We start from the raw sequence: 20,102 nt of genomic DNA, 5'->3' as shown, positions 1-20,102 counted from the left end.
AAATCAACGATTTCTATTTCACTTATTCAGACGGCCTTTATGAAATGACGGTTGGAAATGCTTTCAAATTGTCTGTTGTTTCAATTAAATTTGAAGATCGGCATTGTCCGCACGGATTTGGCGCAGGAATTTTTGTGTCCGCTCATGTTTGGGATGATTGAACAAATCTTGCGGGCTGCCTTGTTCGACAATAACGCCGCCATCCATCACGACGACGGTGGTTGCCACTTCCAAGGCAAATTTGATTTCATGCGTAACGACAACCATGGTCCAGCCTTCTTGTGCCAACTCCTTCATGGTATCCAAAACATCTTGCACCAATTCAGGGTCAAGCGCGGAAGTCGGTTCGTCAAACAGCATCAATTCAGGCTGAATTGCCAATGCTCGGGTAATGCCGACGCGCTGCTGTTGACCGCCGGAAAGCTGGTAGGGGTAGAGGTCAATCTTATCGCTCAAACCGACTTTTTCAAGCAATTTGACAGCCTCTTCACGCGCTTTGGCGACAGGCTTGCCTTGTACGGCAACCGGCCCTTCCATGACGTTTTCCAACGCAGTTTTGTGCGGAAAGAGGTTGTATTGTTGGAATACCATGCCGGACTTGCGGCGCAGTGCCAAAATATCGTGTTTGCTTGGTTTTTTGGAAAAATCGATGCTTAACGGCTGCGCATTGTCAAACTCGATTTGACCTTGTTCAGGCATTTCCAAAGCGTTTAAACAGCGTAAAAACGTGGTTTTGCCTGAGCCGGAAGGGCCTAAGATAACAACCACTTGTCCTTTGCCGACATCCAAATCGATGCCGCGCAAAATGGTATTTTCGCCAAAGGTCTTATGGATATTGCGGATTTTAATCATGACAACTCCTTATTTGGCGATATAGCGGTCGAAACGTTTTTCCAAACGCGCCTGAATCAGAAACAGCACTTTGCAGAAACACCAATAAACCAATGCGGCTTCGATATAAACCGGTAGATAGTCATAGGAGCGATTCGCAATCTGTTGAGTAACTTGGAATAATTCAGTTACCGTTACAACTGCTGCAAGCGAGGTATTTTTGAACAAACCGATAAATTCATTGCTCAAAGGCGGTACGGCAACGCGGAATGCCTGCGGAGCGACAATGCGGCGGAATGTCTGCATATAGGTCATACCGATGGAGAAACCAGCTTCCCATTGACCTTTAGGTACGGACAAAATTGCCGCGCGTATGGTTTCGGAAGCGTATGCACCAACGTTGAGCGAAAAACCGATGATGGCGGCAGGAATCGGGTCGATATAAATACCAACAGATGGCAGACCATAGAAGACCACTGCTAGTTGTATTAAAAGCGGTGTTCCACGAATGACAGAAATATAGAATTCAACCACTTTAAGTAGAATTTTTTGAAGAATTCCACCAGGTGGCATGATTCTTACCAAAGCAACGGCTACAGCAATAATCATACCGATAACGAAAGAAGCAATCGCCAGAGGAAGAGATACTATAAAGCCGGCTTTGACCATAGGCCAAAACGCGCTGATGAGCATATCAGCGCGTGTTTCCGTCATAAACGGCAGAGAGGCAAGGAAATTATTTAACACTGATGTCTTTTCCGAAGAATTGTTCGCCCAGTTTTTTCAGCGTACCGTCGGCCTTCAGTTCGTTCATGGCTGTGCTGAATTTGGCCAATGCCTCATCATTGCCTTTATTGACAATCAAGCCGGAGCCGACTTTTTCGTCAGCCGGGGCAGACCAAACGATTTTTACACCAGCATCAGGTTTATTTTTCAGATAGTCCAATACTGCCAATTCGTCGTTCAGGGTTGCATCGGCACGTTTTTGTTCAATCAGAGTCAGAGATTGCGCCAAACCATCTACCGGCACGAGTTCAGCTCCTGCCGCTTTGGCTTTTTCGCCATAGTTGCTGGTCAGGGATTGTGCGGTTTTCACGCCTTTGATGTCATCGATGGATTTGATGTTGCTGTCTTTGCGTACAACCAATACGGCACCGCTCCAGCTGTAAGGCTCGGATTTGTCAAAAGTCGCTTGACGTTCAGGGCTGGTCAGGCCGACTTGGTTGGCGACCACGTCAAAACGGCCAGCTTTCAAACCTGCCATCATAGAGTCCCAACGTGTTTCTTTAAATTCAACTTTGATGCCCAGTTTGTCGGCGACTGCGCGGGTTACTTCGACATCGTAGCCGGTCAATTTGCCGTCTTTGTCGTGGTAAGTGAATGGTGCGTAAGTACCTTCCGTACCGACAGTGATGGTACCTTTGTTGTTGATACGCTCAATCAATGAGCCTGAGGCCGCACCGGATTGTGCCGGAGCAGAAGAAGCTGAGTTGCTACCTTCTCCACCGCAAGCAGCCAAAACTACTGCAGCGATGCTGCCGAGTACGAATTTTTTCAACATGGATTTTTACTCCTGACTTTAAGTGTGTCATTTAGTATTAAAGCGTGCATTCTAAGCGAAACTGCCCAAAATACAAAATACATCTTATGCCTTAAAAGGCCGTCTGAACGCTGATTTGTTCAGACGGCCTTGAATGATGTATAAAAAATTCAGCTTATGCAATTTCAAGCCACATGACTTGATAGGGTTGCAGTACTAAGTCCTGATTCAGAGAAACGGTTTGGCCGCTGATCAAATCGTGCGCTTTGAACGGCATGGCCTGCAAGGTGTGCGCACTGATGGTTTGCGCTTGTTCGCTGAAGTTACCGAATGCCAAAAGCGCGTTGTTGCGCATATAGCCGATGATGTGTTTGTTGTTGGTGTTGAAGGTGACCAATCTACCGCCATTAAAGCGCGGATTGCTTTGGCGGATGGAAATCATATGGCGCAAACCTTGGAAGATTTGACCGGCAGTGGTCGAGCTGTCATGGCGTTGGTTGTACAACTCCTCATTGTAACGAGGACGGTGTGCCCAGCGGCTGTCGTCGCTCTTATTGCTGTCTTGCGACCAGTTGTCGTCATTGAGTGTACCGACTTCGTCGCCTAGGTAAATCAGCGGTAGGCCGCCGGTACTCAAAGCAATGCTGTACAAAAGTTTAATGCGCTCAACGGCATATGGATCGTTTTGCGCCAAGCCGACCAATGCCGCGGCTGTACCGCTGACACGGCAGTCGCCTGTGCTTGGGTTGTATTGGAATGGTACGCCGCGCGCGAAGCTGCCGTCGAAATGGTTGACGAAGAAGCGGTTGAGGAATTGGCGGTGGTCGTAGCCGTGGATGCCGAATTGCGATGCGTCTTCGTCGGCGAACGTCCAGCCGATGTCGTCATGGCTGCGGACGTAGTTGACCCATGCTGTGTGGTCGGGCAGGTTGTGGCGGTAGGTCAGTGCTTGATGGAGCAGGTTGACTTCGCGCGTGGCGAGGGTGTTCCACAACAATGCCATTTGCAGAGGGTTGTAGCCGATTTGGCATTCGTCTTGGCTGATGTATTGGACAACTTGGTCAGGGTGGACAATGGCTTCGGATTTGAAGAACACGGCTGGCGCTGCGATACGCATTACGGAGTTAAACGCGCGAATCAGAGCGTGTGCCTGAGGCAGGTTTTCGCAGCTTGTGCCCATTTGCTTCCAAATAAAGGCAACGGCGTCCATGCGCAGAATATCAACGCCCAAGTTGGCAAGGAACATCATTTCCCCTGCCATGGCACGGAATACCCATGGGTTGCTGTAATTCAAGTCCCATTGGAAGGAGTTGAACGTTGTCCATACCCAGCGTCCGTCTTCCAGTTGGGAGAAGCCGCCCGGATGTTGGTCGGGGAAGATTTCACGCAGGGTGCGGTCGTATTGGTCGGGCATCCAGCGGTCGGGGAAAATATAGTAGAAGTTGTCGTAGAGCGGATCACCGGCGGCGCAGCCTTTGGCCCATTCGTGTTCGTTAGAAGTATGGTTGAAGATGAAATCGACAACGGCGGAAATACCCGCTTCGTGCAGCGCGGCAATGACATCGCGCAAGTCGTCTATTGTGCCCAGTGCCGGATTGACATCGCGGTAGCTGCTGACAGCATAGCCGCCGTCGCTTTTGCCTTCAGGGCATTTAAACAGGGGCATCAGGTGCAGATAGGTCAGGCCCAATTCTTGGAAATAAGGGATTTTGGCTTTCAAACCTTGCAGATCGCCTGCAAATAAATCGACGTAGCACACGCCGCCAACCTGTTTGTTGGACAAAATCCAGTCAGGATCGTTTTCGCGTGCGATATCGATGTCTTTTAAGGATGAGTTGCGTTGGGAATAGCTTTGCCATGCTTGGGCAATCAGTTGCTCCAGCATAGGGAGGACGGCTTCGTTGTTGTTGTATACGTTGTCCAGCTCGTGCATCAGTTTTGGGAAGTGTTCCTCAAGTCGTCTGTCAAACTGTTTCCAGTCTTCAGATGTCTCGATGCTTGCACGCTGTTCGGGGGTATAAATCGATAGGGTGCGTTCTTTAAGGTGATGCAAGGTCAAATCAACCTGTTGAGTCTGGGTCAACATAATGCCTACTCTGAAATTAAGGTGAAATTGTTTTGAAGCTTGGTTTCACTTCTTTTACAAATCCATGCCGATTGTGGGCGGCTAAGACTGTAATTTTGCGTCAAGAGACTGTCTCAATGATACTGGAAGTGCTTGAGTGTGCATAGAGTTTTCAAGGTTAAGAAGGATGATTTTTCAAGTGTTTGATTTTGATTAAAAGTAAGGTTGAGCATATGGAAAGCGGCCTTTTGACGAACTTATCTTTCAGACGACCTGAGTCTTGTGAGAAAAACTTTTATTTTTATTATCTTAGACATCTTTTTATTCAGATATGGCCGTCTGAAACATATGTACAGCATAATGGGTCGCTTATTTTGTTTAAAAATGAGTCATAGAGATTAAGTTCATGACTTCTGATGTAAATCAAGATTCTATAAAGAGGCAGTTATTGTGTTTTAAATAGAGAGAATGTACGAGCTTCATTCATTAAAAAATGAATCCATCAGTTTTCTTATTGATAGTGGTTATTATGTAGATTATCAAGTTAATAAGGAAAAGGTGTTTGTCTGGTTTGTCATGCTTTTTTAATATTATTTTTTAAAATTAGACTTGACCCATTACAAGCAATTACTTAAAGTATCCATCTTATTTTTACACAAGAAAACGGGTTGTCCCGTTCTAAAAAATGAGCGCAATCAAACCACCACAAATCACTGTATTCGACAGCAAGCCAACCGATGCTTATTTCTTCGGTACTTGCGTTCTCGACCTTTTCATGCCTGAAGCAGGCATGGATGCCATTACTTTAATCGAACAACAGGGTATCCGTGTCCATTATCCAATGGAGCAAAGCTGCTGCGGTCAACCGGCCTATTCGTCAGGCCATCCTAAAGAAGCCTTTGATGTTGCCAAAGCGCAACTGGATTTATTCCCTGAAAATTGGCCGATTGTCGTGCCTTCCGGTTCTTGCGGCGGCATGATGAAACACCACTGGCCGACTTTGTTCAAAGGTACCGAGTACGAGCAAAAAGCCATTGATTGCGCCAATCGTATCATTGAATTTACCCACTTCCTGCTGGCGATTGGTTACAAACCTGAAGATAAAGGCGAGCCGGTTAAAGTGGCTGTTCATACTTCCTGCGCGGCGCGTCGCGAGATGAATGTACATTTGTCAGGCTGGCAGTTGATCGACGGCATGGAAAATGTTGAACGTATCGTTCACGACCATGAAAGCGAGTGCTGCGGTTTTGGCGGTACATTCTCTGTGAAACAAGCCGATATTTCCGGAGCGATGGTAACCGACAAAGTTGCCGCGCTGAAAGAAACCGGCGCAACTGAAATCATCAGCGCGGACTGCGGTTGCATGATGAATATTGGCGGCAAAATCGCTAAAGACGAACCCAATATGCCACGTCCGAAACATATTGCATCTTTCCTGTTGGAACGCACCGGAGGTAAAGCATGAGCGCGCGCGAAAATATTTTAGCGAAATTGAAAAAAGCCGATGCCTTGCCGATGGAAGAACCGCCGGTTTTCGATTATTACCGTGAAATGGGTGTTTCTTGGGCAAACGATGTCGAACGCTTGAAACATTGGGCGGCTGCCATGCGTGCCGTCAAAACTGAAATCTATTGGGTTACCAAATCCAACTGGCCGCAAGTATTCCGTCAAGCCGCCGAAGGCAAGGGCTTGAAAAACATTCTGCTTCCATTGGAAACAGAACATGGTCAGCTGGCCCGTGCAGCTTTGGCCGATACCGATATTGAACCGCGTGGTTTTGAGCGAAAAATCGACGACTGGAAAAACGAATTCTTTACCGATATTGAGGCTGGTTTTAGCGGCTCTAAATGCGGTATTGCCCGTACCGGTACGATTATGCTGGAGTCCAGTCCTGTCGAGCCACGCAGCCTGAGTTTGGTTCCGCCTGTGCATTTCTGCTTGTTTGACACCAGCAAAATGTACAACGAATTACATAATGCTGTTGAAGGCGAAAAACTGGTAGAAAAAGGCATGCCTACCAACGTTATTTTGATTTCCGGCCCGTCTAAGACTGCTGATATTCAATTGACTTTGGCCTATGGTGCACACGGCCCGCGCGATTTGGTGGTTTTGGCCGTTCTGCCTGATCACATTTCCCCTGCCGATTTGGAGGAAAAAGCATGAGTTCCCAAACCATTAAATTCCATATGAAGCCGGAAACGTTCAAGCAAAACGCCGCGATTTCTTTGCAAGACAAACCTTTGCGTAAAAGCTTGCGCACAGCGATGGACATGCTGATGACCAAGCGCAAAGCCGTTTTGACAGATGAAGAAGAGCTGCAAAGCCTGCGTGACTTGTGTGAGCATGTCCGTCAACGTTCGTTGTCCAAATTGCCTGCATTATTGGAACAGCTGGAAGAAAACCTGACCAAGTTGGGCGTTAAAGTCCACTGGGCAGAAACACCTGCCGAAGCCTGCCAAATCATTCACAACATCATTACCGATAAAAACGGTAAGCTGATGGTGAAAGGCAAATCTATGGTCAGCGAAGAGATTGAGCTGAACCATTATCTGCAAGATCAAGGCATCAAAGCGATTGAGAGCGACTTGGGCGAGTTTATCGTTCAAATGGCCGGCGAGAAACCAACCCATATCGTGATGCCTGCCATTCATAAAACCAAAGAGCAGGTTAGCGAGCTTTTCCATCAAAACCTCGGCACTCCATTAACAGATGATGTAGACCAGTTGACTGGATTTGCGCGTAAAGCATTGCGCGATATTTACAGCACTGCCGATGTCGGTTTGAGCGGTGTGAACTTTGCCGTTGCTGAAACGGGCACTTTGTGTCTGGTCGAAAATGAAGGCAACGGCCGCTTGAGTACCACTGTACCGCCTGTGCACATCGCCATTACCGGTATTGAAAAAGTGGTTGCGAAGCTGTCGGATGTTCCGCCTTTGTACAGCCTGCTGCCACGCTCCGCCATCGGTCAGAACATTACCACTTATTTTAATATGATTACCGGTCCTCGCCGTAGCGAAGAGCTGGACGGCCCTCAAGAAATGCACTTGGTACTGCTTGATAACGGCCGTAGTCAAGCGTATGCAGAAGATCAAATGCGCCGTACCTTGCAATGTATCCGTTGCGGTGCGTGTATGAACCACTGTCCGGTTTATACCCGTATCGGTGGCGCGGCCTACGGTACGACTTATCCCGGCCCGATTGGCGAGATTATCTCTCCGCATTTGTTAGGCTTGGATGCGACACGCGATCTGCCGACTGCATGTACCATGTGTGGCGCCTGTGTTGAGGTTTGTCCGGTACGCATTCCGATTACCGAACAAATGCAACGTCTGCGTGTTGAAGCGCAACGTTCGCCAACAGAAACCGTTCCTCATCCTATCCGTGGTCAAGGCGCATCGCATACCTTCGGCGAGCAAATGGCGTGGCGTACGTTTAACGGCATTTTCAGCGGCAGTAAGGCTTATCGAGCATTCGGCTGGGCTGCTACCAAATTCCGTGCATTGACGCCAAGCAAGCAGTTAAGCTGGACCAATAACCATGTTCCGATGAAACCTGCCAAGCAAACATTGCATGAGATGATGGCAGAAAGAAAACGTCAGCAAGAAAAAGCATAAGACTTGAAAATAAAACCTGGGGGATAAAAGCCTCAAGTTTTATTTTTTATTGAATACTGCTGGTGTAGCATCGCTATTTGTAAAGGCATTTGATTTGATTATTGTATTTTGATTCTTTTGAATAAAAAGGCCGTCTGAAAGATTTTCAGACGGCCTTTATTACATCCAAAAGTTTTTGTCTAAGTCCTTAGAGCAATACTTTTTCTACACCGCCGTTATTGGCTTTTTTTACAAACTCATCCAGCCAGTTTTCGCCGAGGATGTGTTTCGCCATTTCGATGACAATGTAGTCGGCAGGCATATTGTTGTCGTCGGCGTAGCGGCTCAGGCCTTGCAGGCAGGCTGGGCAGGAGGTAAGCATTTTGACGGGTTCGCCCTGAGGCAGCTCTTTGAGGTTTTTCTCAATTTCCTCTTGTTTGCGGAACTTGACCTGAGTGGCAATGTCGGGTCGTTTGACGGCAAACATACCGGACTCGCCGCAGCAGCGGTCGCTTAAGACGACTTTCTGTCCCATCAGGCTGCTGGCCATTTGGGTGGCATTCATGGTTTTGATCGGGGTATGGCAAGGGTCGTGGTAGAGGTATTGCTGACCTTGTACGCCGTTTAGCTGCACACCTTTTTCAAGCAGATATTCATGGATGTCGATGATACGGCAGCCTGGGAAGATTTCTTCAAAACGGTATTTTTCCAGTTGGTCGTAGCAGGTACCGCAACTGACGACGACGGTTTTAATGTCGAGGTAGTTGAGGGTGTTCGCCATACGGTGGAAAGCCACGCGGTTGTTGGTGCTCATTTCTTCGGCTTTAGCCTTATTTCCGCCTGCGTCTTGCGGATAGCCGCAACACATATAGCCCGGCGGCAGGACGGTTTGTACGCCGACATGCCAGAGCATGGCTTGAACGGCTAGTCCGATTTGGCTGAACAGGCGCTCAGAGCCGCAGCCGGGGAAGTAGAACACGGCTTCGGCATCTTCCGGAGAAGCCGGATTGCGGATGATAGGAATACTCTTGTCGTCTTCTATACCCAGCATGGAGCGTGGAGTTTTAGCAGGCACGCTTTTCGGCAAAGGACGGTTGATGAAGTGGATAACCTGTTCTTTGATTGAGGCGGTACCGACGGTGGCTTTCGGTTCGGCTTTTTGCTTTTTAGTGCCAATCGGAAGAAGCTTGCCGATTTTGTAGGCAAAGTTTTGCGCTGGGAAGCCGGTCTGTATCATGGCGGCGCGAAGGGCTTTAATGGTTTTCGGGCCTGTGGCGTTCAAAAATGCCATACCCATTGAAGCTGCAGGCGCAAAGCGTTTGTGGCCGGAATCGGCAAGGTAGTTGCGGACGGCTACGGTAACGTCGCCAAAGTCGATGTTGACAGGGCAGGGCTTAACGCAGCGGTGGCACACGGTGCAGTGGTCGCCGATGTCCATCAGTTCTTCAAAATGCTTGACGGAAACGCCGCGACGGGTTTGTTCTTCGTATAAGAAGGCTTCGGTCAGTAAGCCCACACCGAGGATTTTGTTGCGGGGGCTATACAGTAGGTTGGCACGCGGAACATGAGTAGAGCAAACAGGTTTGCATTTGCCGCAGCGCAGGCAGTCTTTGACGGAATCGGCGATGGTGCCGAGGTCTGATTTTTCCATAATCAGCGATTCCGCACCCAAAAGCTCGAAAGACGGCGTATAGGCGTTGCGCAGGTCCGAGCCTTTCATCAGTTTGTGACGGTTGAAGGTGTGTTTGGGATCGACTTGGTTTTTGTAATTCCAAAACGGTTGCAAATCTTCATCTGTCAGGAATTCGAGCTTGGTAATGCCGATGCCGTGTTCGCCGGAAATTACGCCGCCGAGCGAACGGGCGATTTTCATGATGCGTTCCACAGAACGGTAGGCCGTCTGAAGCATTTCGGCATCGTCTGAGTTAACCGGAATATTGGTGTGAACGTTACCGTCGCCGGCGTGCATATGCAGGGCGACGAAGACGCGGCTGCGTACGGTTTTGGCGTGGATTTTGCCCAAGCCTTGGATAATTTTGGTATCTGTTTTGCCGCTGAAGATTTCAGAAAGCGGCTTCATTACGTCCGCTTTGACAGACACGCGCAGGCGGAAATCGCGGAAGGCAATAAAGCAGCTTTCATTGTTTTTGGCTTCGGGCGCAGCGTGGACGGCTGCGCCATAGCGTGCTTTATAGTCGGCAAGCGGCGCGTCTAAGTTAGCAAGCAGCCATTCCCAACGCGCTTTGACAGCGGAAACGTGGGCTAGGGCGTGTTTGCCGCGTTCGCCCAATAGTTCGGCGGTTGGCAGGTCTGTTCCCATTTTGTCGATGGGGAGTTTGCCGGACAGATATTGCTCTAAGGCGGCACAGAGTTTGAGTTTGTTTTGAATGGAAAGCTCAATGTTGATGCGCTCGATGCCGTCTGAATACTCACCGAGCCGCTCCAGCGGAATCACTACGTCTTCGTTGATTTTAAAGGCGTTGGTATGTTTGGCGATGGCGGCGGTGCGGCTGCGGTCAAGCCAGAAGGTTTTGCGCGCTTCTGGAGATATGGCGATAAAGCCTTCGCCGTCGCGGGCGCGGGCAAGTTTGCAGATGTGTTCGGCGGCTGCCTGTACGGCGGCTTCGTCATCGGAAACCACGTCTGCCAGCAAGACCATTTTAGGTCGGCCTTTACCTGCCGCTTTGGTGGCATAACCGACGGCGCGGACGTAACGCCAGTCTAAATGCTCCAAACCCGCCAGCCGAACGCTTTCATGGGTAAGCAGGAAATCGCGGATTTCGACGATGGAAGGCGTTGCGGTGGCGACTGTACCGAAAAATTCCATACATACAGTACGCGTGTATTTCGGCATTTTGTGCAATACGAAGGCGACGCTGGTGATGATGCCGTCTGTGCCTTCTTTCTGCACGCCGGGCAGACCGCTCAAGAATTTGTCGGTAACGTCTTTGCCCAAACCGACTTTGCGGAATTTGTGGCCGGGGATTTCCAAGCGTTTGGTATTGACGATATTGCGGCCGTCTGAATCCAACGTATGTACATCAAACAAGGCGATTTCTTCATCGTGGATTTTGCCAAAATTGTGGCGAACGCGTTCGATACGCAACCATTCGCCTTGAGGGTTGATCATGTTCCAGTAGGCGAGGTTGTCCAAGGCAGTACCCCACAGCACAGCTTTTTTGCCACCTGCATTCATCGCCACATTACCGCCCACGCAAGACGCATCGGCGGAAGTCGGATCAACGGCAAACACCAAACCCGCCTGATGCGCGGTTTCTTCCACCCGGCGGGTTACTACGCCTGCGCCACAATGGATAATCGGATGTCTGCCGTCCAAGCCTGCCAGCTCAACATATTCGACGCCGCGATGCTTGTCGAGTTTTTCGGTATTGATGACTGCGCTGTTTGCGTCTAAAGGTACTGCGCCACCAGTGTAGCCGGTACCGCCACCGCGTGGGATAATGACCAAGTCCAACTCAATTAAAGCGCGCACCAAAGGCGCGATCTCTGCCTCGGTATCAGGATTAACGACAACAAACGGATACTCCACGCGCCAGTCAGTCGCATCGGTAACGTGCGTTACTCGAGCCAATCCGTCAAACATAATATTGTGCGGCTTGGTAATTTTGCTTAAGCGATCCAAAATTTGATGGCGTTTTTGGCTGGTTTCATCAAAACTGCTATCAAAACGCTCGACTGCTTTTTCTGCTGCTGCAACCAAGACATCCACTTGCCGATTATCGTCGCGGCGTTTGCGGATTTCATTTAAGCGGTGGCGCATTTCCCGCACCAGCGCGGCGCGGCGTTTCGGATGCTCCAGCAAATCATCGACCAGATACGGATTACGCACGACCACCCAAATATCGCCCAATACTTCAAACAGCATTCGTGCCGAACGTCCTGTTTTGCGTTGACCGCGCAGGTCTTGCAGGATTTGCCACGCTTCGTTGCCCAACAGTCGGATGACGATTTCGCGGTCGGTATAAGAAGTATAGTTATAGGGAATTTCTCGAATACGCTGAGGGGCAGTAGTCGTGGTCATGGTCGTGTTCCGTTGATGGATGTAATGTTTTTATATTAAAGGCCGTCTGAAAAATGCAATTTCTTCTTGATGGCGTAAAGTGTTAATGTAGTGTAATTTTCGATATTTTTCAACGGAAAAGACAATAAACATTTCAATGGGAATGATTTTCAACTAGGTAATATTGTTTACAATCTTGTCATGTAAATGATTTTCAGACGGCCTGACAGATTTTATCGCTTGAGTTTTTCTGTAAAACCGCTATAATGCGTTTCTTCTATGGCGGGTCTCCCCGCATGGTAATTCGGAACACCGGGTCAGGGGCGGAAGCCAGCAGCCCACTCTGATGAGCCAGTGCCGGGGGTTCGGCTCGCCACCTTATTCAAAAATGCCGGAGATGGTTAAGTCTCCGGCATTTTTCATTGTATAAAGCGTAATAAAAAGGCCGTCTGAAATCTCATTTTCAGACGGCCTTTGAGTTTATGAGCCAGCTATTTATGCTTCTTCTGATTTTGTATTGGGCAAAACGCAGTTCAGGATAATGGCCAATACGGCGCATAAACCTACACCGGCGAAGCTCAAAGTACCTACTTTGATAATCATGCCGCCGATACCTGTCGTCAATACGGAACTGACGATAACCAGATTTTTCGGCTGCATCAAATCGACTTTCGCATCAATCAATGTTTTGATGCCCAAAGAGGCGATTGTACCGAACAGCAGCAACATAATGCCGCCCATAACCGGCATAGGAATCGAAGCCAAAAACGCGTTGAACTTACCGAAAAATGCCATGAAAATCGCAAAAATTGCCGCCCAAGTCATGATAACGGGGTTGCTGTTTTTGGTAATCATCACCGCGCCGGTCACTTCACCGTAAGTGGTCACAGGCGGGCCGCCGATCAAACCGGCCACGCACACGCCCAAGCCGTCGCCGGCGAGGGTTTTGTCCAAGCCCGGGTCTTTAGTGTAGTTTTTGCCGGTTACATTACCGATGGCCATAATGCCGCCGATGTGTTCGATGGCCGGGGCGATGGCAACGGGCAACATAAACAAGGCAGCCTGCCAGTTGACTTGAGGCGTTTCAAAATGAGGGACGGCAAACCAAGGAGCGTTGATGATGGCGCTGGTATCGACCAAGCCCATGATCAAAGCCAACACATAGCCTGAAGCCACGCCGATCAGAATCGGAATCAGCTTCATCATTTTGCTGCCGAAGACAGAAACAATGACGGTTACCGCAAAGGTAAAGCCGGACAGAATCAGCGAGTCGATATAGTCGATGACCTGTTTTCCATCCGCCTGACCCATGGCCATGCTGCTGGCTGCAGCGGCCACGGACAAACCGATTACCATAATCACCGGACCGATAACCACGGGCGGCAACAGCTTGTGTACCGCATCTAGACCGCGCCATCTAATTAGCGCGGCAAAGACAAAGTACATGAAACCTGCCGCAAACAGGCCGAACATGGTAGAAGGCAGGCCCCATTCGCCGATGGAGTAGATAATCGGTGCAATAAAGGCAAAAGAAGAGCCGAGGAAAATCGGCACTTTACGTTTGGTAACCAATTGGAACAACAAAGTGCCCAAGCCTGCGCCCAATAATGCCAAAGCCGGGTTCAGTCCCGTCAGAAGCGGCACAAGCACCATGGCACCGAATGCGACAAACAAAATCTGCGCACCGGCTACCGCCGTTTTAAGCTGATTCATAAAAGCTCCGAAGAAAATTCAAATGGCGCAGATTATACTGATTTATCCTAATTGTGAACATTTATTTACAAAAGGCCGTCTGAACATATGTAACGATGACACCTGTTCAGACGGCCTTATTCGATAGCGAATTGTTAATAACTTATCAAAATCGATTAGGAAAATTTTCAGCCGCGTGTTTCGCGCCAAACCAAATAATCGCGCAGGGGTGGCATGGGCGGATTGATGCAGTGCGGACAGATGCCGGTTGTGTCTTCATCGTCGCTGTCGATATGGTAGTCGTTTGGATCGAAGCGCACCTGCTGCATCACAGCTTGCGCCAATGCTTGTTCCTGTACGACATCAAATTCAAATTTTTCCAAAATCTCATTCAATAGGCAGATTTCGCCGTCGCTGAAAGATTCGCTGTGTTTGACAATGAGGCGTTGATAATCTTTATTGCTGATTTTTTCGTGAAGTAAATTGGTCTGGATAGTCATGATTTTATTGTTGAAATAAGATGGTTAAGGTGCGGATTATAGCGGATATCGTGTCGGCTGTTTCAAAGGGCGTCTTTAAGTTGACGGGCTTTGGCGAATGTGGGGATAAATCTGTTCAATTCAATATTGACTGCCTGAAAATCGCGGCTATCAAAAAAATCGCCGATACGTATGGTTTTTCCCTGATAATCGAAAGACCATGCACCTTGTACACATTTTTGGATACGTAAAATATTGGGGACATTGTGAATTTTTCGTTTCATACCATTTTGGTAGAGGTTTTCGTTTGGCAACCTCTGTTTCCTTCCTTGTGCAACAGGAGCTTGGGGAATATGGTCACGAGAATGCCATTCGGAGATTTCTGACAACGGGAAACTACGCCAACGCCCAATGGAAAACAAGGTATAACCATGAGACAGCGTATGGTTACGGATCTTGATGTTTTCACGTCCGAAAAGTTGCCAAAGAAGGCCGTAAACAAGTGAACCGACTAAGTAGAAAGTAAAAAGTAAAGGGATGAGAATGGCTTCTAAATTAGTGAAATAGTGCTCTTCAAGGTAAAACGGCGCGATGCATGTAAGAACAAAGGAAAACATAAGAAATACCGCGGTAAAACCGATTTCCTGCGAGTCATGTACAACACGAGCAGATACGGCAATGCCGTCGGGCATGCGTTCGATTTTATAACGCGAAGATGCCATCAATAGCCTCCTATTTTTTCAGCCTGATACGCTTTTTGCAGCGGCCTAATTTGCGCCAAGCGGGCATGATCGATTTGTTCGGCAATTAAATGGGCTTTGCCTTGTGCGCGGCACTCGGCGGCAATTTTGCCTGCATCTACTTGATTGGCGGCCTCAAGTAAGGCCAGCCAGTGTTCACGTTGCGGATAAGGCGTGTTTTCAAGATTCAGACGGCCTTGTTTGTCGGCCACGCAGACGTTTAAGGCCGTCTGAAAACGTTCGGGGCGGCGGAATGCGTCGGTTTTTTTCAAAACATTCAAAATAGTTTTACTTTTGAACTGCCCGACTTGATGGAGCATGATGTGCCAACGGCAGACGAGTTCGGCAAGCTCGGCGCAGTGTTTGGGCGCGCGCAGGCGTTGATTGACTTCGCGGACGGGTTCGACGCCGTTAAGGTCGTGTCCGTAGTGTTTCGGCAGTATATCGGCCGGTGTTTTTGCCTTGCCCAAGTCGTGCAATAAGGCAGCATAGCGTTCAGCGAGGGACAGGTTCATCTCGGCGGCTCGTTGTACAACCATCAGCGTATGAATACCGCTGTCGATTTCGGGATGATAGTCGGCGCGTTGCGGTACGCCGAAAAGGGCATCGACTTCTGGCAGTAAAACTTTGAGTGCGCCGCATTCGCGCAAAACTTCAATCATTCGGCGCGGATTTTTCTCCATCAAGCCTTTGGCCAATTCCTGCCAGACACGTTCGGCAACCAAGGCATCCGCTTCGCCGTTTTCTACCATTTGCCGCATCAGCGACATGGTTTCATCGGCAATTTGAAAACCATAACGCGCGGCAAAACGGGCGATACGCAAAATCCGCACAGGGTCTTCGGCAAAGGCAGGCGAAACGTGGCGCAGGATGCCGGCCGCCAAATCTTGTTGTCCGCCAAAAGGATCGATGATCGTGCCGTCTGAATCCTGAGCCATGGAATTGATGGTCAGGTCGCGGCGCATTAGGTCTTGTTCCAGCGTAACGTCTTTATCGGCATGAAAACTGAATCCGGCATAGCCTTTGGCAGTTTTACGCTCGGTACGGGCGAGGGCGTATTCTTCGTGGCTGTCCGGGTGGAGAAAGACGGGAAAATCCTTGCCAACAGGTTGATAGCCTTGAGCCAACATGGTTTGCGCATCTGCACCGACGACTACCCAGTCGCGGTCTTTGACGGGCAGGCCTAAAAGATGGTCGCGGACAGCGCCGCCGACAAGATAGGTTTTGATGGTTTGTGTATTCATATAAAAATCGAACGATATAAAAAGGCCGTCTGAAAAGCCGTATTGGGTTTTCAGACGGCCTGAGTCAGAACGCTATTATGACGCTTTAGGTTTGTTGCTGTCGATAATCTTCAGTCCTGCGGCGACAACAAACCATATCGTTATGCGGCATATCCTTTATAATAAGCCCATTCAAATACGGAGCGGCAAATAATGCAGACTTGGCACGAGGCAATTGGTGCGGAAAAAGAAAAGGCGTATTTTCAAACGATTTTGGAGAAGGTGCGCCATGAAAGGCAGGCGGGGATAACCGTTTATCCGCCCGAGCGCGATGTATTCAATGCCTTTCGGACGACTGAATTCGGAAATGTAAAGGTAGTGATTTTAGGGCAAGACCCGTATCACGGTGCGGGTCAGGCGCATGGTTTGGCGTTTTCCGTCCAGCCTGAAATTGCGGTGCCGCCGTCGCTGGTCAATATTTATAAAGAGTTGGCGACGGATATTGAGGGTTTTCAGATTCCGCAACACGGCTATTTGCAGCATTGGGCGGAACAGGGCGTGTTGCTGTTGAACACGGTATTGACTGTCCGTGCCGGTTCAGCGCATTCCCATGCGACTTTTGGCTGGGAGGCGTTTACCGATGAAGTCATCCGACAATTGGATAAGGAACGCGAGCATTTAGTCTTTATGCTGTGGGGCAGCCATGCGCAGAAGAAAGGCGCGTTTATCGACCGCAATCGCCATTTGGTGCTGACCGCGCCGCACCCTTCGCCTTTATCGGCATATCGCGGCTTTTTTGGCTGCAAACATTTTTCGCAGGCAAACGCTTATTTGCAGGCACATGGTTTAGAGCCGATTGATTGGCAGGTTTAAATAAGATGAAAGGCCGTCTGAAAGCAGATTTTCAGACGGCCTTATGCTTTAGTCTCAAATCGAATATTCAATCAGCTCGTTTTGAGAAAAGACATAAACCTGTTTCGGAATCAGCCTCAATTCTTTGCCTTCGGCGATTTGGTAACGCGCGGCATCGCTGCCTGCCAGCGTGATATGCACGTCTTGTTTGTCGTGTTTTACCACAATATGCGTCAATGCGCCGACGGCGTGGATTTTTTCGATTTTGGCGCGGATCATCGGGGTTTCGTTTTCGGCGGCAAGCTGCCATTCGTGCGGACGGATGTAGCCGATAGCGGTTTGTTCCTGCCATTTGTAGTGCGTGTCCAATTTCCACGCGAAGCCGTTGTAATGCCAGATGCCTTTTTCGATTCTGCCTTCGAAGGCGTCGGTTTCGCCGAGAAATTCGGTAACGAAGGCGTTTTCAGGTTTGCGGTAAATGGCTTCGGCACTGCCGGTTTGCTCGATTTTGCCGTGGTTCATGACGACGATTTCGTCGGAAACTTCAAGGGCTTCTTCTTGGTCGTGCGTCACCAGAATGCTGGTTACGCCTAGGTTGTGATGGATGTCGCGCAGCCAGGTGCGCAATTCTTTGCGCACTTTGGCATCCAGCGCGCCGAAGGGTTCGTCCAAGAGCAGAAGTTTGGGTTCGACGGCGAGGGCGCGGGCGAGGGCGATGCGTTGGCGTTGGCCGCCGGAGAGCTGGTGCGGATAGGATTTGGCGAGTTGGGAAAGCTGCACGAGTTTGAGCAATTCTTCGACTTTGGCGCGGATTTGTTCTTTGGACGGGCGTTCGGACTTGGGCAATACGGTCAAACCGAAGGCGACGTTGTCAAACACGTTCATGTGGCGGAAGAGGGCGTAGTGTTGGAATACGAAGCCGACTTTGCGCTCGCGCACATGCTTGGCGGTTACGTCTTGGCCGTCAAAGAGAATTTGGCCGCCATCGGCGTTTTCCAGTCCGGCGATAATGCGCAGGAGCGTGGTTTTGCCGCAGCCGGATGGGCCGAGCAGGGAAACGAGTTTGCCGGTGGGGACGTTGAGGTTGATGTTTTTCAGCGCGTGGAACGCTCCGAAGTGTTTGTTTAGATTTTGAATAGTAATGCTCATGCTGCGTTCCTTTCAGCGGCGGCGAGTTTTTTGTCTTGTAATTTTGTGATGATGTTTTGCACCAGCAATGTGGCCAAGGCTAAAAGTGCCAATACGCCGGAGAGGGCGAATGCGCCGGTGAAGTTGTATTCGTTGTAGAAGATTTCAACCAAAAGCGGGATGGTGTTGGTTTCGCCGCGGATGTGTCCCGATACCACGCTGACCGCGCCGAATTCGCCCATCGCGCGGGCGTTGGTGAGGATGATGCCGTAGAGCAGCGCCCATTTGATGTTGGGTAGGGTAACGCGCCAAAACATCTGCCAGCCGCTTGCGCCGAGTATTAGCGCGGCCTGTTCTTCGCTGTCGCCCTGCGCCTGCATTAAAGGAATGATTTCGCGCGCGACAAAGGGGAAGGTAACGAACAGCGTCGCCAAAATAATGCCGGGGATGGCGAAGATAATCTGTATGCCTTGCGCTTCAAGCCAGCCGCCCAATGCCGTATGCGTGCCGAACAATAAGACGAACATCAAACCGGCCACCACGGGCGATACGGAAAACGGCAAATCGAGCAGGGTGGTCAGCAACTGCTTGCCGCGAAAGTCGAAACGGGTCAACAGCCACGCCATCGCCACACCCAATACGGCATTGATAGGAACAACAATCAGAGCGGTAATCAGGGTTAATTTGATGGCAGACCATGCTTCGGGATCGGTCAAGGATTGCAGGTATAAATCCCAACCGCCTTTTAAGGCCTCGTAGAATACGGCAACCAAAGGCACGACCAGCATCAGCAGCAGAAAGCCCAAGGCGGTAGCAGTCAGCAATACGCGCAGCCAACGCGGTTCGCTCAGGTTTGGATTGGTAGAATGGGTTTTCATGTTAGTGAAGTCTCTATTTATTCTTGTATCCGTTTAGGCCGTCTAAAAAATGTTTGCTTGATGTTTCAGACGGCCTATTGTTTGTTAAACCTTCGCTCCGGCACGGCGGCTCAAAGTCCATTGCATAATGTTTAAAATCAGCAGGATGACAAACGAAATCATCAGCATAAACAGAGCAACGGCAGACGCGCCCTGAGCATCGTATTGCTCCAGTTTGCCGGTAATAATCAAGGGCAGGATTTCAGACACCATCGGAATATTGCCCGCGATGAAAATGACCGAGCCGTATTCGCCGGTAGAGCGGGCAAACATCATGCCTGCACCGGTCAACAAGGCCGGTGTGATTTCAGGCAAGAGAACACGGCGGAACGTAGTCCAACGGCTTGCGCCCAAAGTTGCCGCTGCTTCTTCATACTCGCCCGACAATTCTTCCAATACCGGTTGTACGGCGCGGACGATAAAGGGCAGGCTGACGACAATCAGCGCAATCCAAATACCGATGGGCGTAAAGGCGATTTTGATACCCAAAGGCTCGAAAAAACGGCCTATCCAGCCATTGGGCGCATACAGGGTTGCCAACGCAATGCCTGTTACCGCTGTCGGCAGCGCAAACGGCAAATCGACCAAAGCGTTTACCAACCCTTTGCCCGGAAATTCATAGCGCACCAATACCCAGGCGACCAACGTGCCGAACACGATATTGGTTAACATCGCATAAAACGACATCCGCAAGCTCAGCCAGACGGCCGCCAAGACATTGGGTTCGGTAATCGTGTTCCAAAATCCGCTCCAGCCGATTTCTGCTGCTTTGGCCGCCATCATCGCAAACGGCAAAACCACCAAAAGCGACAGGCATAAAACCGTCAAACCCAAACTGAGCTTGAAACCCGGCAATACAGAAGGCGTTTTGAGTAACAACATAATGGCAACCGTCAGAATTTAATACACGCTTACTTTAACAAGGCAGTCTGAAAACTGGAAAGAATGCTTTGTTTGGTATAAAGACGATTTTGTTATATTGAAGACATGAAAAGGCCGTCTGAAAACCAAATTTCAGACG

16 protein-coding genes and 1 other RNA gene are annotated in these 20,102 nt (G+C 49.6%); 5 read left to right on the top strand and 12 right to left on the bottom strand.

The window, feature by feature from the left end; translation table 11 throughout:
* Positions 1-84: 84 nt before the first annotated feature.
* The 4 genes from HMPREF2696_RS02455 to HMPREF2696_RS02440 all read right to left on the bottom strand — a co-directional run bounded on the left by HMPREF2696_RS02455 (position 85) and on the right by HMPREF2696_RS02440 (position 4,457).
* Positions 85-852 (bottom strand): amino acid ABC transporter ATP-binding protein, encoded by a 768-nt coding sequence (locus tag HMPREF2696_RS02455; protein ID WP_070587672.1) that lies wholly within the window; start codon positions 850-852, stop codon positions 85-87.
* Positions 853-861: 9 nt separating this feature from the next.
* Entirely contained in the window at positions 862-1,578 is a 717-nt protein-coding gene (locus HMPREF2696_RS02450; protein WP_083300553.1) for an amino acid ABC transporter permease, read from the bottom strand.
* A complete protein-coding gene (locus HMPREF2696_RS02445) occupies positions 1,568-2,392 on the bottom strand; it encodes an amino acid ABC transporter substrate-binding protein (protein WP_070460706.1) in 825 nt (274 codons plus the stop codon). Before HMPREF2696_RS02445 ends, HMPREF2696_RS02450 begins: the two co-directional genes overlap by 11 nt.
* A gap of 154 nt (positions 2,393-2,546) precedes the next feature.
* Positions 2,547-4,457 carry an alpha-amylase family protein gene (locus HMPREF2696_RS02440; protein ID WP_070587669.1) on the bottom strand — a complete coding sequence of 637 codons (1,911 nt, stop codon included), beginning with the start codon at positions 4,455-4,457 and terminating at the stop codon, positions 2,547-2,549.
* A 664-nt stretch (positions 4,458-5,121) separates the two neighbouring features.
* On the opposite strand from HMPREF2696_RS02440, the gene HMPREF2696_RS02435 reads away from it, so the two are divergent.
* The 3 genes from HMPREF2696_RS02435 to HMPREF2696_RS02425 are packed head-to-tail and all read left to right on the top strand — an operon-like array spanning position 5,122 to position 8,050.
* Entirely contained in the window at positions 5,122-5,901 is a 780-nt protein-coding gene (locus tag HMPREF2696_RS02435) for a (Fe-S)-binding protein (protein WP_049344813.1), read from the top strand.
* Positions 5,898-6,599, top strand: coding sequence for a LutC/YkgG family protein (locus HMPREF2696_RS02430; protein WP_049344814.1), 702 nt, complete (start codon positions 5,898-5,900; stop codon positions 6,597-6,599). Before HMPREF2696_RS02435 ends, HMPREF2696_RS02430 begins: the two co-directional genes overlap by 4 nt.
* On the top strand, positions 6,596-8,050 hold the full coding sequence (locus HMPREF2696_RS02425; protein WP_049344815.1) for a LutB/LldF family L-lactate oxidation iron-sulfur protein: 1,455 nt from the start codon (positions 6,596-6,598) through the stop codon (positions 8,048-8,050). Before HMPREF2696_RS02430 ends, HMPREF2696_RS02425 begins: the two co-directional genes overlap by 4 nt.
* 187 nt (positions 8,051-8,237) lie before the next feature.
* On the opposite strand, the gene HMPREF2696_RS02420 is transcribed toward HMPREF2696_RS02425, so the two are convergent.
* Positions 8,238-12,071 (bottom strand): DUF3683 domain-containing protein, encoded by a 3,834-nt coding sequence (locus HMPREF2696_RS02420; RefSeq protein WP_049336118.1) that lies wholly within the window; start codon positions 12,069-12,071, stop codon positions 8,238-8,240.
* Between the two features lie 260 nt (positions 12,072-12,331).
* On the opposite strand from HMPREF2696_RS02420, the gene ffs reads away from it, so the two are divergent.
* Positions 12,332-12,428: signal recognition particle sRNA small type (ffs, locus tag HMPREF2696_RS02415), an RNA gene on the top strand.
* 117 nt (positions 12,429-12,545) lie between these two features.
* Here ffs and HMPREF2696_RS02410 read toward each other — a convergent pair.
* The 4 genes from HMPREF2696_RS02410 to HMPREF2696_RS02395 form a co-directional block, all read right to left on the bottom strand.
* Entirely contained in the window at positions 12,546-13,763 is a 1,218-nt protein-coding gene (locus tag HMPREF2696_RS02410) for a uracil-xanthine permease family protein (protein ID WP_003679234.1), read from the bottom strand.
* 167 nt (positions 13,764-13,930) lie between these two features.
* Positions 13,931-14,242 carry a hypothetical protein gene (locus tag HMPREF2696_RS02405; protein WP_004520589.1) on the bottom strand — a complete coding sequence of 104 codons (312 nt, stop codon included), beginning with the start codon at positions 14,240-14,242 and terminating at the stop codon, positions 13,931-13,933.
* A gap of 62 nt (positions 14,243-14,304) precedes the next feature.
* Positions 14,305-14,943, bottom strand: coding sequence for a hypothetical protein (locus HMPREF2696_RS02400; protein ID WP_004520588.1), 639 nt, complete (start codon positions 14,941-14,943; stop codon positions 14,305-14,307).
* Complete coding sequence (locus tag HMPREF2696_RS02395) at positions 14,943-16,205, bottom strand: multifunctional CCA addition/repair protein (protein ID WP_004520587.1); 1,263 nt, start codon at positions 16,203-16,205, stop codon at positions 14,943-14,945. Before HMPREF2696_RS02395 ends, HMPREF2696_RS02400 begins: the two co-directional genes overlap by 1 nt.
* A 192-nt stretch (positions 16,206-16,397) precedes the next feature.
* Between HMPREF2696_RS02395 and ung the strand changes: the two genes are divergently transcribed.
* A complete protein-coding gene (gene ung, locus HMPREF2696_RS02390) occupies positions 16,398-17,057 on the top strand; it encodes a uracil-DNA glycosylase (RefSeq protein WP_049336116.1) in 660 nt (219 codons plus the stop codon).
* A gap of 54 nt (positions 17,058-17,111) precedes the next feature.
* On the opposite strand, the gene HMPREF2696_RS02385 is transcribed toward ung, so the two are convergent.
* From HMPREF2696_RS02385 to cysT, 3 genes are all read right to left on the bottom strand, one after another.
* Positions 17,112-18,185 carry a sulfate/molybdate ABC transporter ATP-binding protein gene (locus HMPREF2696_RS02385; RefSeq protein WP_049336114.1) on the bottom strand — a complete coding sequence of 358 codons (1,074 nt, stop codon included), beginning with the start codon at positions 18,183-18,185 and terminating at the stop codon, positions 17,112-17,114.
* Positions 18,182-19,042, bottom strand: a complete 861-nt coding sequence (gene cysW / locus HMPREF2696_RS02380) for a sulfate ABC transporter permease subunit CysW (RefSeq protein ID WP_049336112.1) — start codon at positions 19,040-19,042, stop codon at positions 18,182-18,184. The genes HMPREF2696_RS02385 and cysW overlap by 4 nt, the downstream gene beginning before the upstream one ends.
* Positions 19,043-19,126: 84 nt before the next feature.
* A complete protein-coding gene (gene cysT, locus HMPREF2696_RS02375; RefSeq protein ID WP_003683475.1) occupies positions 19,127-19,963 on the bottom strand; it encodes a sulfate ABC transporter permease subunit CysT in 837 nt (278 codons plus the stop codon).
* Between the last annotated feature and the right edge of the window lie 139 nt (positions 19,964-20,102).

Source organism: Neisseria sp. HMSC058F07, from assembly GCF_001810035.1.
Lineage (GTDB): Bacteria > Pseudomonadota > Gammaproteobacteria > Burkholderiales > Neisseriaceae > Neisseria > Neisseria perflava.
The sequence above is the reverse complement of the archived record's forward strand: the minus strand, read 5'-3'. Positions and strand labels throughout refer to the sequence as shown.

What these genes read in the sequence shown, in the direction of transcription:
- HMPREF2696_RS02385 (WP_049336114.1), bottom strand. Translation starts at nt 18,185, where the DNA reads ATGAGCATTACTATTCAAAATCTAAACAAACACTTCGGAGCGTTCCAC.
- cysW (WP_049336112.1), bottom strand. Translation starts at nt 19,042, where the DNA reads ATGAAAACCCATTCTACCAATCCAAACCTGAGCGAACCGCGTTGGCTG.
- HMPREF2696_RS02395 (WP_004520587.1), bottom strand. Translation starts at nt 16,205, where the DNA reads ATGAATACACAAACCATCAAAACCTATCTTGTCGGCGGCGCTGTCCGC.
- HMPREF2696_RS02410 (WP_003679234.1), bottom strand. Translation starts at nt 13,763, where the DNA reads ATGAATCAGCTTAAAACGGCGGTAGCCGGTGCGCAGATTTTGTTTGTC.
- HMPREF2696_RS02400 (WP_004520588.1), bottom strand. Translation starts at nt 14,943, where the DNA reads ATGGCATCTTCGCGTTATAAAATCGAACGCATGCCCGACGGCATTGCC.
- HMPREF2696_RS02445 (WP_070460706.1), bottom strand. Translation starts at nt 2,392, where the DNA reads ATGTTGAAAAAATTCGTACTCGGCAGCATCGCTGCAGTAGTTTTGGCT.
- cysT (WP_003683475.1), bottom strand. Translation starts at nt 19,963, where the DNA reads ATGTTGTTACTCAAAACGCCTTCTGTATTGCCGGGTTTCAAGCTCAGT.
- HMPREF2696_RS02420 (WP_049336118.1), bottom strand. Translation starts at nt 12,071, where the DNA reads ATGACCACGACTACTGCCCCTCAGCGTATTCGAGAAATTCCCTATAAC.
- HMPREF2696_RS02455 (WP_070587672.1), bottom strand. Translation starts at nt 852, where the DNA reads ATGATTAAAATCCGCAATATCCATAAGACCTTTGGCGAAAATACCATT.
- ung (WP_049336116.1), top strand. Translation starts at nt 16,398, where the DNA reads ATGCAGACTTGGCACGAGGCAATTGGTGCGGAAAAAGAAAAGGCGTAT.
- HMPREF2696_RS02440 (WP_070587669.1), bottom strand. Translation starts at nt 4,457, where the DNA reads ATGTTGACCCAGACTCAACAGGTTGATTTGACCTTGCATCACCTTAAA.
- HMPREF2696_RS02425 (WP_049344815.1), top strand. Translation starts at nt 6,596, where the DNA reads ATGAGTTCCCAAACCATTAAATTCCATATGAAGCCGGAAACGTTCAAG.
- HMPREF2696_RS02435 (WP_049344813.1), top strand. Translation starts at nt 5,122, where the DNA reads ATGAGCGCAATCAAACCACCACAAATCACTGTATTCGACAGCAAGCCA.
- HMPREF2696_RS02430 (WP_049344814.1), top strand. Translation starts at nt 5,898, where the DNA reads ATGAGCGCGCGCGAAAATATTTTAGCGAAATTGAAAAAAGCCGATGCC.
- HMPREF2696_RS02405 (WP_004520589.1), bottom strand. Translation starts at nt 14,242, where the DNA reads ATGACTATCCAGACCAATTTACTTCACGAAAAAATCAGCAATAAAGAT.